The sequence below is a fragment of the Halomonas sp. 328 genome (assembly GCF_015645095.1).
In the GTDB taxonomy this organism is placed as follows: Bacteria; Pseudomonadota; Gammaproteobacteria; order Pseudomonadales; family Halomonadaceae; genus Bisbaumannia.
On sequence record NZ_JADOTW010000013.1, the window covers coordinates 58455 to 73204 of the forward strand.

The window sequence follows — 14750 nt, forward strand, 5'->3', positions numbered from 1 at the left end:
CCCGCCGATGATCGTCTTCGAGCATGTGGGCAAGCGCTACGGCGGGCGCTTCGAGGCGCTGGCCAATCTCGACTTCCGGGTGCGCCGCGGCGAGATGGTCTTCCTGACCGGCCACTCCGGGGCCGGCAAGAGCTCGCTGCTGCGGCTGATCATGCGCCTGGAGCGTCCCAGTCGCGGCCGGGTGCTGGTGGCCGGTCACGATATCGAGCGGCTGCATGCCAGCCAGCTGCCCTTCTATCGCCGCCAGATCGGCGTGGTCTTCCAGGATCACCAACTGCTCTTCGACCGCAGCGTCTTCGCCAATGTGGCCCTGCCGCTGGAGATCCAGGGCATGGAGCCCCGGGAGGTCGCCCGCCGGGTGCGCGCCGCCCTCGACAAGGTGGGCCTGCTCTATCGGGAGAAGGCGCTGCCCATCGAGCTCTCCGGCGGCGAACAGCAGCGGGTCGGCATCGCTCGGGCGGTGGTCAACAAGCCGGCGCTGCTGTTGGCCGACGAGCCCACCGGTAACCTGGACCCCCAGCTCTCCGCCGATATCATGGCGCTGTTCGAGGACTTCAATCGCATCGGCACCACGGTGATGATCGCCAGCCACGACCTGGCGCTGATCGCCCGCTTGCGCCATCGCATCCTGCGGCTGCGCGAGGGGCGCCTGGTGGCCGACGAGGAGGCCGCATGAGCCGTGATGACACCCCTGCCCGGCGCGGCGCCCGCAGCCAGCGGACCCAGGCCTCCAGCCGCCTGCGTGCCTGGGGGCGACACCATCGGGCCATGGGCCTGGACAGCGGCCGTCGCCTGGTGCGCCAGCCCCTGGGCAGCCTGTTGACCATGCTCGCCATCGCCATTGCCCTGGTGTTGCCGGCGGGCCTGTGGCTGATGCTCGACAGCGCCCGATTGCTGGACGCCGAGCTCGCCGAGAGCGCCACCCTCACCGCCTACCTGGAGCCCCGGGTCGGCGAGGGCGAGGCGATGCGTATCGCCGAGGCCCTGGGCGCCCACGAAGCCGTGGCGGCGGTGCGCCTGATCACCGCCGCCGAGGGCATGGCGGAGTTCCAGCAGGCCCTCGGCCTGGGCGACGCCCTGGGGCGGCTCGAGACCAACCCTCTGCCCGCCAGCGTGGTGGTGATGCCGCACCAGGAAGCGCCGGCGGCCATGCAGGCCCTGGCCGACGAGCTGGAGGCGATCACCGGCGTCGAGGAGGTGCGCCTGGACCTGGCCTGGGTGGAACGCCTGGCCCAGCTGGCCGAGCTGGGGCGCCGCGTGGCCCTGGCCCTGGCCCTGCTGTTCGGCCTGGGAGTGCTGCTGATCGTCGGCAATACCATCCGCCTGGCGGTGGAAAGCCGTCGCCAGGAGATCGAGGTGGTGACCCTGATCGGTGCCACCCACGCCTTCGTGCGTCGTCCCTTCCTCTACAGTGGCGCCTGGTATGGCCTGGGCGGTGGCTTGCTGGCGCTGGGGCTGCTCAACCTGGGGGGGCACTGGCTGGCCACGCCGGTCTCGGCCCTGGCCGCCAGTTACGGGGCCAGTTTCGCCATGCCGCGACTGGATGTCGCGGGCTCGGCAACGCTGCTGCTTTGCAGTACACTCTTGGGTTGGCTGGGGGCCTGGATCGCCGTGGGACGCCACCTGGCGAGTATTCGCCCCCGCTAGTATGTTGTATCGGCCCGCTCGGGAACTCCGTGATCGCACCGGGGTCAAAGCGGGCAGTCATTAGTTACCTAACGTTGTCGTGAGTTAAGGCATCTTGGAGACACGCACCCTATGAGCACTCGTCTTCTGCCTGTTGGCCAGCTGTCACCGGGCCATGATCTGAACGGGTATATCCAGGCCGTCAACGGCATTCCCGTGCTCTCCGCCGAGGAGGAGCGCGAGCTGGCCTATCGCCTGCATGATGAGAGCGATCTGGAGGCGGCCCGCCGCCTGGTCCTGGCCCACCTGCGCTTCGTGGTGCATATCGCCCGCAGCTACTCCGGCTACGGCCTGCCCCAGGCAGACCTGATTCAGGAGGGCAACGTGGGCCTGATGAAGGCGGTCAAGCGCTTCGACCCCAACCAGGGGGTGCGCCTGGTCTCCTTCGCCGTGCATTGGATCAAGGCCGAGATTCACGAGTACGTGCTGCGCAACTGGCGCATCGTCAAGGTGGCCACCACCAAGGCCCAGCGCAAGCTGTTCTTCAACCTGCGCAGCGCCAAGAAGCGCCTGGCCTGGCTCAACAACGACGAGGTCGATGCCATCGCCAAGGACCTCGACGTCAAGCCGGAGGTGGTGCGCGAGATGGAAGGGCGCCTCTCCGCTTATGACGCCGGCTTCGATGCCTCCCCCGCCGAGGAGGAGGAGCAGGGCTACCAGGCGCCGGTGCACTACCTGGAGGACGGCCGCTACGATCCGGCCGTGCAACTGGAGGACAGCGACTGGGAGGCGGGGGCGACCCGGCGCCTGCAGCAGGCGCTAGAGGAGCTCGACGAGCGCTCCCGGGATATCCTCCAGCGGCGCTGGCTCAGCGAGCCCAAGGCGACCCTCCACGACCTGGCCGATGTCTATGGCGTCTCCGCCGAGCGTATCCGCCAGTTGGAGAAGAACGCCATGAAGAAGATCAAACAGCAGATCGGCGACGCCCTGGTGGCCTGATCGCGATCAATCGTAGGAGCGCCCTTCAGTGCGTGATTGGCGCCGAAGGCGCCTGAAACACAGAGCCCCCGCCGGTACGCCGGTGGGGGCTCTTGGTTGTGGGGTGGGTAAGCCAGAGGAGGGCGCTCGCGTCGGGTGCGCTCGCCTGACTTACCGACCTACGGGCTCGCTTACCCGACCTGCGACCTAGGCCGTCTGCGCCTGGCGCGCCTCGGTGAGCAGACCGGCGGAGAGCAGCTGCCACTGGTCCTCCCAGAACTCGGTGGGGCGGCGCCGGAAGTCGCTGCGCACATACTGGCTGATGCGCCCCTCCACATGGGACAGCAGCAGGTTGGCGGCGCTGCTGGCGCCGAGCACCGGGCGTCGCCCCTCGTGGATCTCCGCCTCGCGGAGGATCTGCTTGAACTGGGTCTCCAGGCGCTCGAACAGCTGGTGCATGCGCAGCCGTAGCCGGGCGGTCTCGCCGGTCAGGGCGTCGCCCCCCAGCAGTCGCGAGAGTCCCGGGTTCTTCTCGGCGAAGCCCAGCAGCAGGGTGAGGATCTGCTGGCAGCGGGGCAGGGCCTCCGGGGTCTCGTCGAGGATGCGACGAATCCGCGCGAAGAGGCTCTCCTCGATGAACTCGATCAGCCCCTCGAACATCCGCGCCTTGCTGGGGAAGTGGCGATAGAGGGCTGCCTCGGAGACGCCCACCTGGCGCGCCAGGGCGGCGATGGTGATGCGCTTGCCGCTGTCCTCTTCGAGCATCAGGGCCAGGGCCTGGAGGATCTGCTCGCGGCGATTGATCTTGGTAGCTTCCTGCGTCATGAGCATCTTCTGATTATTCCATGCGATGGGCTCATCCTAATCAGGCCCGGGGGACGGCGCAAATCGCACCGCCCGGCGGGGCCTCACTCGGTATCTAGGATCTGGGTACCCACCCCGGCGTTGGTGAAGATTTCCAGCAGGGTCGCGTGGGGCACCCGGCCGTCGATGATATGGGCGCTCTGCACGCCGCCCTTGACCGCTTCCAGGGCGCAGCGAATCTTCGGCAGCATGCCGCCGTGGATGGTGCCGTCACTGATCAGGGCATCCACGTCCCGGGTGGAGAGGCCGGTCAGCACCTCGCCCTCGCCATTCATCAGGCCGGCCACATTGGTCAGCAGCATCAGCTTCTCGGCGCCCAGCGCCTCGGCCACCTTGCCGGCCACCAGGTCGGCGTTGATATTGTAGCTGTGGCCCTCGTCATCGACGCCGATGGGGGCGATCACCGGGATGAAGTCGCGCTCGGCGAGCATCTCGATCAGGTCGGTGGAAACGTGCTCCACCTCGCCCACATGGCCGATATCGATGATCTCCGGGGCGGTCATCTCCGGAGACTGGTGCTCTACCTTGAGCTGGCGGGCGCGGATCTGGCTGCCGTCCTTGCCGGTCAGGCCGATGGCCTTGCCGCCGCACTGGTTGATCAGGTTGACGATGCCCTTGTTGACCAGGCCGCCCAGTACCATCTCCACCACGTCCATGGTCTCGGCGTCGGTGACCCGCATGCCGTTGACGAAGCGCGACTCGATATTGAGCTTGGCCAGCAGGTCGCCGATCTGGGGACCGCCGCCATGCACCACCACCGGATTGATGCCCACTTCCTTGAGCAGCACCATGTCCCGGGCGAAGGAGTCGATCAGGGTGTCCTCGGTCATGGCGTTGCCGCCGTACTTGACCACCACCGTCTTGCCGGAGAAACGCTGGATATAGGGCAGCGCCTCGGAGAGCACCTCCACGGTGAGCTGGGGGTCGCGGGTCTGTTGGTCGGTCATGGGCGTGTCCTTGGTATCGATCGTGGTGATTCAGAAGGGCAGGGCCAGCTCCGGGGCGATGGCCTGGAGGGCCGCGCCGAAGCGCCCCTGGATACGCGCCAGCGCCGCCTCGTTCTTGCCCTCGAAGCGCAGCACCAGCACCGGGGTGGTGTTGGAGGCGCGGCACAGTCCCCAGCCGTCCGGGTAGTCGACGCGAATGCCGTCCAGAGTGGTCTTGACGCCGTCGTCGCCGAAGTCGCCCTCCCGGGCCAGCTGGCTCACCAGGGCGAACTTGCTCTCGTCGGTGACGCTGATATTGAGCTCCGGGGTGCCCAGGTCCTGGGGGTAGCGGGCGAAGAAGGCGTCGGCATCGGCGGCCTGGCGGGAGAGCAGCTCCAGCAGGCGGGCGGCGCCGTAGAGGCCGTCGTCGAAGCCGTACCAGCGCTGCTGGAAGAAGATATGGCCGCTCATCTCGCCGGCAAGCGCCGCCCCGGTCTCCTTCATGCGCGCCTTGATCAGCGAGTGGCCGGTGCGCCACATCTCCGGGGTGCCGCCGGCAGCCTCGATGACCCGGGCCAGGTTGCCGGTGCACTTGACGTCGAAGATGACCCGGGCGCCGGGGCTCTCCTCGAGCAGCGCCTCGGCGAAGGCCATCATCAGGCGGTCCGGGTAGATCAGCTCACCGGCGGGGGTGACCACGCCCAGGCGGTCGCCGTCGCCGTCGAAGGCCAGGCCGATATCGGCGCCGGTTTCCCGCACGCTGCGGATCAGGTCCACCAGGTTCTCCGGCTTGCCCGGGTCCGGGTGGTGGTTGGGGAAGGTGCCGTCGATCTCCGCATAGAGCGGGATCGTCTCCACGCCCAGGCGTTCGATCAGTTGCGGGCCCAGCTCGCCGGCCACGCCGTTGCCGCAGTCCACCACCGCCTTGAGGGGGCGCGCGACGCGCACATCGCCGAGGATGCGCGCCAGATAGGCCTCGCGCACGTCCTCCTGGCGGATGCCGCCCTGGCCCTCGCTCAGCTCGCCGGTCGCCAGGCGGGTGTGCAGGGCGGTGATCGCCTCGCCGGAGAGGGTCTCGCCCCCCAGCACGATCTTGAAGCCGTTGTAGTCCGGCGGATTATGGCTGCCGGTGACCATCACCCCGGAGGCGGTGCCCTCGAGCACATGGGTGGCGTAGTAGAGCACCGGGGTGGGCACCATGCCGATATCGATGACGTCGCAGCCGGCCTGGGTCAGGCCCTGCATCAGGGCGGCCTGCAGGCGCGGCCCGGAGAGGCGGCCGTCACGGGCCACCACCAGGGTGGACTCGCCGCGGGCGCGGGCCTCGCTGCCGATGGCCTGGCCGATGCGGGTCACATTGGCCTCGGTAAGGCTGTCGTCGACGATGCCGCGGATATCGTAGGCGCGGAAGATGGAGGCGGGGACCTGGGTCATGGGACGTTTCCTTGGCTAACGGGGAGGCGTTCAGCGACGACCGGAGCTACCGAAACCGCCGGTGCCACGCTGGCCGGTGTCGCGGTCGCTGGCGGCAAAGTCGTCGACCACCTCGAGCTCGGCCTGCACCACCGGCACCAGCACGTACTGGGCGAGGCGCTCGAAGGGCTCCAGGGTGAAGTCGGCCTGGCCGCGGTTCCACACCGAGATCATCAGCTCGCCCTGGTAGTCGGAGTCGATCAGGCCGACCAGGTTGCCGAGCACGATGCCGTGCTTATGGCCCAGGCCGGAGCGGGGCAGGATCATCCCGGCCAGGCTCGGGTCGGCGATATGGATGGCCAGGCCGGTGCGCACCAGCTGGCACTCGCCGGGGGCCAGGGTCAGGGGGGCGTCGAGCAGGGCGCGCAGGTCCATGCCGGCGGAGCCCTCGGTGGCGTAGCCGGGCAGGCCGAACTCGCGGACGCGCTCGTCGAGGATCTTGACCGCCAGGCGCGGGCGGGGGGCGTGATGGGTCATGAAGAAACCTGTGCTTATCGAGGTGAGGTCGCCGCCTGGGCCTCCAGGGCGGTCTCGAGGATCGCCCGGGCCAGGTCGCGCTTGGATTGGGGGGGGAGCTCGCGGCGGGCCTCCCGGTTGCCCTGGCGCCACAGCAGCAGGGCGGCGTTGTCATCGGCGCCGAAGCCGAGGCCGGCCCGGGAGACGTCGTTGGCCACCACCATGTCGAGCTTCTTGCGGGTCAGCTTGTCCCGGGCGTAGCGCTCCACATCGCGGGTCTCGGCGGCGAAGCCCACCACATAGGGGCGGTCGGCCCGGGCCGCCACGGCGGCGATGATATCCGGATTCTTGACCAGCCTGAGGGTCAGGCCGTCGTCGTCATCGCGCTTCTTGATCTTGTGCTCGGCGACCTGCTCGGCACGGTAGTCCGCCACCGCCGCGCAGCCGATAAAGAGGTCGCACTCGCCGGCCAGGCGCTGGGCGGCGTCGTGCATCTCGGCGGCGCTCTCCACGTCGAGGCGTTCCACCCCGGCGGGGGTCGCCAGGGTGACCGGGCCGCTGATCAGGGTGACCCTGGCACCCAGGGCCGCGGCGGCCTCGGCCAGGGCGTAGCCCATCTTGCCGGAGCTGTGGTTGGAGAGGTAGCGCACCGGGTCCAGGGGCTCCCGGGTGGGACCGGCGGTGATCACCACATGGCGCCCGGTGGCGGGCCGGCTGTCGGTCGCCTCCAGGTCGGCGAGGATCTCCTCCGGCTCCAGCATGCGCCCCGGTCCCACGTCGCCGCAGGCCTGGTCGCCGGCCTCCGGGCCCAGCAGGCGCCAGCCGTCGGCCTGCAGGCGCAGGGCGTTGCGCTGGGTCGCCGGGTGGCGCCACATGGCCTGGTTCATGGCCGGGGCCATGACCAGGTCGGCCTCGCTGGCCAGGCACAGGGTGGTGAGCAGGTCGTCCGCCATGCCCTGGGCCAGGCGCGCCATCAGGTCGGCGGTGGCCGGGGCGATCAGGATCAGCTCGGCCCACTTGGCCAGTTCGATATGGCCCATGCCCGCCTCGGCCTCGGGGTCGAGCAATGAGGTACGCACCGGCTCGCCGGTCAGGGCCTGGAGGGTCAGGGGCGCAATAAAGGCCTGGGCGCCCTCGGTCATGACCACGCGGACCTCGGCGCCGGCCTTCTTCAGCAGCCGGGCCAGGTGAGCGCTCTTGTAGGCGGCGATGCCGGCGCTGATGCCCAGCAGGACGCGACGGCCGGCCAGGGGAGTGCCGGCGAGGGAGGTGCCGGAGAGTGAAGACATGGCGGTATCCGCACGAAAAATCCAGGCGCCTACCTTACCACCGGCGCCCCGCCTTGCGTAGTCGCCCGCACGTGAAGCCTGGCGTAGCCCTGAAGGGCTCGGGGCTACCCTGGGGGAGGCTTTCGCAAAGACGCTGTAGACCCATCCCTGGGCGCTCGACTTTTTCGTCCATGAAAAAGACGCTTTGCTCCAGCCTTCCCCCAGCGCCCCTCGGACACTCTGGCTGTGGTGCCTTTATCTACACTGGAATAAGGCCCAGGCCGTGCAAGGAGGCACCCGATGTCGATTCGTGACTGGCCGGAGGGGGAGCGCCCCCGGGAAAAGCTCCTGGCGCTGGGGGCCGAGGCGCTCTCGGACGCGGAGCTGCTGGCGATCTTCCTGCGGGTGGGGGTGGCGGGGCGCTCGGCGGTGGACCTGGCCCGGGACCTGCTGAACGCCTTCGGCGGCCTGCGCCCGCTGCTGGAGGCCGACCAGGCGCGCTTCTGCGCCGAGCGGGGCCTGGGCATGGCCAAGTTCGTGCAGCTCCAGGCCAGCCTGGAGCTCTCCCGGCGGCATCTGGCCAGCCAGCTGGCCCGGGAGGCGGCCCTCACCTCGCCGACCCTGGTGCGGGCCTATCTTGCCTCACGGCTGCGCCACCTGGGGCACGAGGAGTTCGCGGCCCTCTTCCTGGACAGCCAGCATCGGGTGATCCGCTTCGAGTCGCTGTTCCGCGGCACCCTCGACAGCGCCTCCGTCTATCCCCGGGAGGTGGCCAGGCGCGCCCTGGAGCTGGGCGCCGGGGCGCTGATCTTCGCCCATAACCACCCCTCGGGGGTGGCCGAGCCCAGCGATGCGGACCGGCGCATCACCGAACGCCTCCAGGCGGCCCTGGCGCTCTTCGAGATCCGCGTGCTGGACCATTTCGTGGTGGGCGATGCCGAGGTCGTCTCCTTCGCCGAACGGGGCTGGCTGTAACGCTGGAACGCCCGCCCTGCTTGGGGTAGGATGGCGCCTCGATAGCCTCGCTGTCCCCACAATTTATGCCGGCAATTGCCGGCTCCGAGTGCGAATCCCGAGCTGCCGCCCGGGGCGGAACGACGCACGGCGCTTGCCGTGTCTTGCCGCGTCTGGTATAAAGTGCAGCCTTTGAATTCCCTTGGGTTAAATGTAGGGGGCATGAGGCGGTGACCTGCCGTTCGCCCTTCCCGGTTTGCCCGACAGGTTTTGAACAACTCGCCACGCGGTTGGAGGCTCCCATGTCCAAAGTATGTCAGGTTACCGGCAAGCGCCCGGTGACTGGTAATAACGTTTCACACTCCCAGCGCAAGACCCGTCGTCGTTTCTTGCCGAACCTGCACAGCCACCGTTTCTGGGTGGAGTCCGAGAAGCGCTTCGTCAAGCTGCGCGTCTCCTCCAAAGGCATGCGCATCATCGACAAGAAGGGCATCGAAGCGGTGCTCGGCGATATCCGCAAGCGCGGTGAAAGCATCTAAGTCTTAACTCCTGGGAGAAGCTGTCATGCGTGACAAGATCAAGTTGGTGTCCAGCGCCGGTACCGGCCACTTCTACACCACCAACAAGAACAAGCGGAACACTCCGGACAAGCTCGAATTCAAGAAGTACGATCCGGTCGTCCGCAAGCACGTGATGTACAAGGAAGCCAAGATCAAGTAAGTCTTGATCGCTTCCACCGCAGGCGCGTCGGCCTGCCCCGAGAACCCGGTTTCGACCGGGTTCTTGCGTATCTGACAGGTAGCGAGGAGGCGCTAGATGCCGGAATCGCCCGAGGTCGAGACGACACGGCGGGGAATTGCGCCGCATGATAGAGAGGGAGGGGTGCATGGTTCGCGCCCCTGCGCAGGCCGCTAGCCAGTCGATAGCCATCAGCCGATAAGGAGGCGATCGAGAGATGCCGGAATTGCCCGAGGTCGAGACGACGCGGCGGGGAATCGCACCTTATGTCGAGGGGCGCGAGATCCGCGAGGTGCGGGTGCGCGAACGGCGCCTGCGCACCCCGGTGCCCGACGGGCTGGAGAACGCCCTGGTGGGGGCGCGTATCGGTGCCCTGGGGCGTCGCGCCAAGTACCTGCTGATGCCATTGGCCGACGACCCCCGCAGCCTGGTCTGGCACCTGGGGATGTCCGGCAGCCTGCGTATCGCCCACCTCGGCGAGCTGCCCCGCAAGCACGACCATATCGACCTGGTGCTCGACGATGGCGGGGTGCTGCGCTACCACGACCCGCGCCGCTTCGGCTTCGTCGACTGGCTCCAGGGAAGCCCCGAGAGCGACCCGCGCCTGGCACGCCTGGGGCCGGAGCCCCTTTCCGAGGCCTTCGATGGGGCGCGCCTCTATCGACTGTCACGGGGGCGTCGCCTGAGCGTGAAACCCTTCCTGATGGACAATGCCGTGGTGGTGGGCGTGGGCAATATCTACGCCAGCGAGGCGCTCTTCCTGGCCGGGATCGATCCACGTCGCGCCGCCGGGCGTATCTCGCAGGAGCGCTATGAGCGCCTGGCCGTGGCGGTGCGCGAGGTGCTCGCCGCCGCCATTACCCAGGGTGGCACCACCCTGCGCGACTTCGTCAGCGGCACCGGCGAGCCGGGCTATTTCGCTCAGCGCCTCAATGTCTATGGGCGCGATGGCCAGCCCTGCCGGCGCTGTGGCGCCGAGCTGCGCCTGGTGACCCTCGGCCAGCGAGCCAGTGTCTACTGCGCCGCTTGCCAACACTGATTCGGGGCCGCTTGATGGCCCCTCCTGGGGTACAATGCCCCCCATGAACCAAACGTCTGCTTGACGGAGAGCCCCGTGACCGAACGCCTGCGCCTGAAGAAGAATGCCGACCGCCGCCTCAAGGCGGGCCACCTGTGGCTCTACTCCAACGAGATCGATATCGAGGCCACGCCCCTCAAGGGCATCGAGCCCGGTGCCCAGGCGGTGATCGAGGCGGCCAATGGCAAGGCCATGGGGATCGCCTACGTGAACCCCCACTCGCTGATCTGCGCCCGGGTGGTCTCCCGGGACGCCGAGGTGCGCCTCGACCGCTCCCTGCTGGTGCACCGCTTCAAGCAGGCCCTGGGCCTGCGCGAGCGCCTCTATGCCAAGCCCTTCTATCGCCTGGTCCACGGCGAGGGGGACCTGCTGCCGGGCCTGGTGGTGGACCGCTTCGACGACGTGTTGGTGGTGCAGCTCAACACCCTGGGCATGGAGCGCCTCGCCGAGGAGGTGGTGGCGGCCCTGGACAAGGTCCTCTCGCCGCGGGCCATCGTCTTCAAGAACGACTCCTCCGGGCGTCGCCAGGAGCAGCTCGAGGCCCAGGTGGAGGTCGTCCACGGCGAGCTGCCCGACCAGGTGTTGCTGGAGGAGAACGGCGTGCGCTTCGTCGCCCCGGTGCTGGATGGCCAGAAGACCGGCTGGTTCTATGACCATCGCAGCAACCGCGCCTGGCTCAACGGCCTGGTGGCCGGCAAGCGCGTCCTCGACCTGTTCAGCTACGTGGGCGGCTGGGGCGTGCAGGCTGCTGCCCATGGCGCCCGCGAGGTGCTCTGTGTGGACGCCTCCGCCCAGGCCCTGGAGCGGGTCGCCGAGAACGCCGCCCTCAACGGCCTGACCGACCAGGTGGCGGTGGGTGAGGGCGATGCCTTCGAGGCCCTGGCCGCCCTCAAGGCCGACGGCGAACAGTTCGACGTGGTGATCCTCGACCCGCCCGCCTTCATCAAGAAGCGCAAGGACATCCCCAACGGCGAGCGGGCCTACTCGCGGCTCAACCGCGAGGCGATGCGCCTGCTGGGTCGGGATGGTCTGCTGCTCTCCGCCTCCTGCTCCATGCACCTGGCCCCCGAGCGGCTGGTTGACGTGGTGCGCGGGGCGGTACGTCATCAGGACCGCCACGGCCAGGTGATCTACCAGGGCCATCAGGGGCCGGATCATCCGGTGCACCCGGCCATTCCGGAAACCAGCTACCTCAAGGCCCTGGGCGTCCGGGTCTTCCGAGACTGAGGTTCGATGACGGCACCCTCCTATGTGCGGGTCTTTGCCCATAGCAATGGGCTGCTGGTGAGCCATCTGCATAACCTGCTGGCGGCCGCCGGTATTCCCGCGGAGCTGCGCAACATGACCCTCGGCGGCGGCGCCGGCGAGCTGCCCCTGGGGGAGTGCGAGCCGGAGGTCTGGGTGGCCCCCCATAACGCCGCCCGGGCCGAGGCGCTGATTCGCGACGCCCTGGAGGGGGCGTCATCGCGTCCTGCCTGGCGTTGCCCGGGCTGTGGCGAGGCCCTGGAGGGCGTCTTCGATACCTGCTGGCAGTGTGGAACCCCCAGGGAAGGAGGTCAGGCGTGAGTTGGGAGCTGCCCGAGCCCTTTATCCTCGAACTCGAGGTGGAGGCCGCCGCCATCGACGAGTATGGCCACGTCAACAACGCCGAATACCTGCGCTGGATCGAGCGGGTCAGTTGGGCCCACTCCGCCGCCCTGGGCCTGACCCTGGACGATTACCGAAGCCTGGATCGGGGCATGGCGGTGCATCGTCACGAGATCGATTACCTGGCGCCGGCCTTCGAGGGGGAGCGCCTGGCCCTGGCCACCTGGATCGTCGACTGCGACGGTCGCCTGACCCTGACCCGGCGCTTCCAGCTGCGCCGCCCCGCCGATGATTGCACCCTGCTGCGGGCCCGCACTCGCTTCGCCTGCATCGCCCTCTCCAGCGGGCGTCCCCGGCGCCTGCCGGCGGCCTTCCGCGAGCGCTATGGCGCCGCCCTGGTCTGTGAAACGCCCTGACCTCGGCCGAACCTTCTGAAAAAGCCCTCTGATCCCAGAGATATTGCTGAACTTCTCCGTGGAACTATCGTGATTGCATGGCTGTGCTGTAATGAGAGCATGATCTCACGCCAGTCACCGATGCCCATTCAGGAGGTGCCATGAAGATCGCCGTCCCCAAGGAGATCAAGAACCATGAATACCGGGTGGCCCTGACCCCGACCGGTGCCCGGGAGCTGGTGGCCCGTGGCCATCGGGTGACGGTGCAGGCCGGCGCCGGCGAGGGGGCCGGTTTTCCCGATGCCGCCTATGAGGCCGCCGGGGCCACCCTGGAGACCGAGGTGGCGACGCTCTGGCGCGAGGCCGAGCTGGTCCTCAAGGTGAAGGAGCCCCAGCCCGAGGAGGTGGCACGCCTGAACGCCGGCCAGACGCTCTTCACCTACCTGCACCTGGCCGCCGAGGAGGCCCTGACCCGGGGGCTGATGGAGAGCGGCGCCACCAGCATCGCTTATGAAACCGTCACCGATCGCCAGGGCGGCCTGCCGCTGCTGGCCCCCATGAGCACCGTGGCCGGGCGCATGGCCATCCAGGCCGGCGCCCATAGCCTGGAGAAGGCCCAGGGGGGCGCCGGCATCCTGCTGCCGGGGGTGCCCGGGGTGGCGCCGGCCCGGGTGGCGGTGATCGGCGGTGGCGTGGTGGGCGAGAACGCCGCCCGCATGGCGCTGGGGCTGGGGGCCGAGGTAACGGTGCTGGACAAGTCGATCCCGCGCCTGGAGACCCTGGATGATCGCTACCAGGGGCGCATGAAGACGGTCTTCTCCACCGCCGACGCCCTCGACGAGGTGGTGCGCGACTCCGACCTGATCGTCGGCGCCGTGCTGGTGCCCGGGGCCGCCGCCCCCAAGCTGATCACCCGTGCCATGCTGGCCGAGATGAAGCCGGGCAGCGTGCTGGTGGACGTGGCCATCGACCAGGGCGGCTGCTTCGAGACCAGCAAGCCCACCACCCATGCCGAGCCCACCTATGTGGTGGACGAGATCGTCCACTACTGCGTGGCCAATATGCCCGGGGCGGTGGCACGCACCTCCACCCAGGCGCTGACCAATGCTACCCTGCCCTTCGTGATTGCCCTGGCCGACAAGGGGTGGCAACAGGCCCTGGCCGACGACCCCCACTTCCTGCCGGGGCTCAACGTGCACCAGGGCCAGGTCACCTATGCCGCCGTGGCCGAGGCCTTCGGCCTGGAGAGTGTCGATCCGGCCTCCCTGGTCGGCTAAACCAGGCTGGGCAGTCGGCGCCCCGGTCGCCTTGATCGGGGCGCCGCGTTAAGATGGGCCCATTCGTCAACGATCCCGACAGAGCCCATCGATTTCATGACCAAGACACGCGTTCTTACCGGTATCACCACCACCGGCACGCCCCACCTCGGCAACTATGTGGGGGCCATCCGCCCCGCCATCGCGGCGAGCCAGGACCCCAACGTCCAGTCCTACTATTTCCTCGCCGACTTCCACGCCCTGATCAAGTGCCAGGACCCCCAGCGGGTGCAGGAGTCACGGCGCGAGATCGCCGCCACCTGGCTGGCCCTGGGCCTGGATACCGACAATGCCATCTTCTATCGCCAGTCGGACATTCCCGAGATTCCCGAGCTGATGTGGATGCTCTCCTGCGTCTGCGCCAAGGGGCTGATGAACCGTGCCCACGCCTACAAGGCGGCGGTGGCCGAGAACGAGGAGGCCGGCAACCAGGACCCGGACAAGGGCATCACCATGGGCCTGTTCGGCTACCCGGTGCTGATGGCCGCGGACATCCTGATGTTCAATGCCAACAAGGTGCCGGTGGGCCGCGACCAGATCCAGCATATCGAGATGGCCCGGGACATGGCCGGGCGCTTCAACCACCTCTTCAAGGACAACTTCTTCACCCTCCCCGAGGCGGTGGTGGACGACAAGGTGGCGGTGCTCAATGGCCTGGACGGTCGCAAGATGTCCAAGAGCTACAACAACACCATCCCGCTGTTCGTCGCCGAGAAGAAGCTGCTCAAGCTGGTGCGCAAGATCAAGACCAACTCCCTAGAGCCCGGCGAGCCCAAGGACCCGGATACCTGCACCCTCTTCCAGATCTACTCCGCCTTCGCCAGCGCCGAGGAGGCCGAGGCGATGCGCCAGGAGTATGCCAACGGCATCGGCTGGGGCGACGCCAAGAACCGCCTCTTCGAGCACCTCAACGAGCAGCTGCGCGAGCCCCGGGAGCGCTATCAGGCGCTGATGGAGGATCCCGGCCATATCGAGTCGGTACTGATGAAAGGCGCCGAGCGGGCCCGCGCCCAGGCGGCGCCCACCATGGATCGCCTGCGCCAGGCGGTGGGGCTGGGGCGGTTCGTCTAAGGATCGCCCGCCATGCCGGG

The 14750-nt window shown here is 68.4% G+C and carries 17 protein-coding genes; 12 read left to right on the forward strand and 5 right to left on the reverse strand.

Annotation, left to right across the window (positions count from 1 at the left end; genetic code table 11):
• Window positions 1-7 precede the first annotated feature (7 nt).
• The 3 genes from ftsE (at window position 8) to rpoH (ending at window position 2625) form a co-directional block, all read left to right on the forward strand.
• A complete protein-coding gene (gene ftsE, locus IHD13_RS08250) occupies window positions 8-676 on the forward strand; it encodes a cell division ATP-binding protein FtsE (RefSeq protein ID WP_195860564.1) in 669 nt (222 codons plus the stop codon).
• On the forward strand, window positions 673-1647 hold the full coding sequence (ftsX, locus tag IHD13_RS08255) for a permease-like cell division protein FtsX (protein WP_195860565.1): 975 nt from the start codon (window positions 673-675) through the stop codon (window positions 1645-1647). Before ftsE ends, ftsX begins: the two co-directional genes overlap by 4 nt.
• 111 nt (window positions 1648-1758) lie before the next feature.
• On the forward strand, window positions 1759-2625 hold the full coding sequence (rpoH, locus tag IHD13_RS08260; RefSeq protein WP_195860566.1) for an RNA polymerase sigma factor RpoH: 867 nt from the start codon (window positions 1759-1761) through the stop codon (window positions 2623-2625).
• Between the two features lie 186 nt (window positions 2626-2811).
• Here rpoH and slmA read toward each other — a convergent pair whose 3' ends face one another.
• The 5 genes from slmA to coaBC form a co-directional block, all read right to left on the reverse strand.
• Window positions 2812-3429 (reverse strand): nucleoid occlusion factor SlmA, encoded by a 618-nt coding sequence (gene slmA, locus IHD13_RS08265; RefSeq protein WP_195860567.1) that lies wholly within the window; start codon window positions 3427-3429, stop codon window positions 2812-2814.
• A gap of 83 nt (window positions 3430-3512) precedes the next feature.
• Window positions 3513-4415, reverse strand: a complete 903-nt coding sequence (gene argB, locus IHD13_RS08270) for an acetylglutamate kinase (RefSeq protein WP_195860568.1) — start codon at window positions 4413-4415, stop codon at window positions 3513-3515.
• Between the two features lie 30 nt (window positions 4416-4445).
• Window positions 4446-5828, reverse strand: a complete 1383-nt coding sequence (locus IHD13_RS08275) for a phosphomannomutase/phosphoglucomutase (RefSeq protein ID WP_195860569.1) — start codon at window positions 5826-5828, stop codon at window positions 4446-4448.
• Window positions 5829-5858: 30 nt separating this feature from the next.
• Complete coding sequence (dut, locus tag IHD13_RS08280; protein WP_195860570.1) at window positions 5859-6344, reverse strand: dUTP diphosphatase; 486 nt, start codon at window positions 6342-6344, stop codon at window positions 5859-5861.
• 14 nt (window positions 6345-6358) lie between these two features.
• A complete protein-coding gene (gene coaBC / locus IHD13_RS08285) occupies window positions 6359-7612 on the reverse strand; it encodes a bifunctional phosphopantothenoylcysteine decarboxylase/phosphopantothenate--cysteine ligase CoaBC (protein ID WP_195860571.1) in 1254 nt (417 codons plus the stop codon).
• Between the two features lie 279 nt (window positions 7613-7891).
• On the opposite strand from coaBC, the gene radC reads away from it, so the two are divergent.
• The 9 genes from radC (at window position 7892) to IHD13_RS08330 (ending at window position 14730) form a co-directional block, all read left to right on the forward strand.
• Window positions 7892-8566, forward strand: coding sequence for a RadC family protein (radC, locus tag IHD13_RS08290; RefSeq protein ID WP_195860572.1), 675 nt, complete (start codon window positions 7892-7894; stop codon window positions 8564-8566).
• A 281-nt stretch (window positions 8567-8847) separates the two neighbouring features.
• Entirely contained in the window at window positions 8848-9084 is a 237-nt protein-coding gene (gene rpmB / locus IHD13_RS08295) for a 50S ribosomal protein L28 (protein WP_146804078.1), read from the forward strand.
• A gap of 25 nt (window positions 9085-9109) precedes the next feature.
• Window positions 9110-9265: a 50S ribosomal protein L33 gene (gene rpmG, locus IHD13_RS08300; protein ID WP_129140669.1), complete on the forward strand. Its 156-nt coding sequence runs from the start codon at window positions 9110-9112 to the stop codon at window positions 9263-9265.
• 235 nt (window positions 9266-9500) lie between these two features.
• Entirely contained in the window at window positions 9501-10322 is an 822-nt protein-coding gene (gene mutM / locus IHD13_RS08305) for a bifunctional DNA-formamidopyrimidine glycosylase/DNA-(apurinic or apyrimidinic site) lyase (protein ID WP_195860573.1), read from the forward strand.
• A gap of 75 nt (window positions 10323-10397) precedes the next feature.
• A complete protein-coding gene (locus IHD13_RS08310; protein WP_146804080.1) occupies window positions 10398-11588 on the forward strand; it encodes a class I SAM-dependent rRNA methyltransferase in 1191 nt (396 codons plus the stop codon).
• 6 nt (window positions 11589-11594) lie between these two features.
• On the forward strand, window positions 11595-11927 hold the full coding sequence (locus IHD13_RS08315; RefSeq protein ID WP_195860574.1) for a putative signal transducing protein: 333 nt from the start codon (window positions 11595-11597) through the stop codon (window positions 11925-11927).
• Window positions 11924-12364 (forward strand): acyl-CoA thioesterase, encoded by a 441-nt coding sequence (locus IHD13_RS08320; protein ID WP_195860575.1) that lies wholly within the window; start codon window positions 11924-11926, stop codon window positions 12362-12364. The genes IHD13_RS08315 and IHD13_RS08320 overlap by 4 nt, the downstream gene beginning before the upstream one ends.
• 140 nt (window positions 12365-12504) lie before the next feature.
• Window positions 12505-13620 (forward strand): alanine dehydrogenase, encoded by a 1116-nt coding sequence (gene ald, locus IHD13_RS08325; RefSeq protein WP_195860576.1) that lies wholly within the window; start codon window positions 12505-12507, stop codon window positions 13618-13620.
• A gap of 96 nt (window positions 13621-13716) precedes the next feature.
• Window positions 13717-14730, forward strand: a complete 1014-nt coding sequence (locus tag IHD13_RS08330; RefSeq protein ID WP_195860577.1) for a tryptophan--tRNA ligase — start codon at window positions 13717-13719, stop codon at window positions 14728-14730.
• Window positions 14731-14750 lie beyond the last annotated feature (20 nt).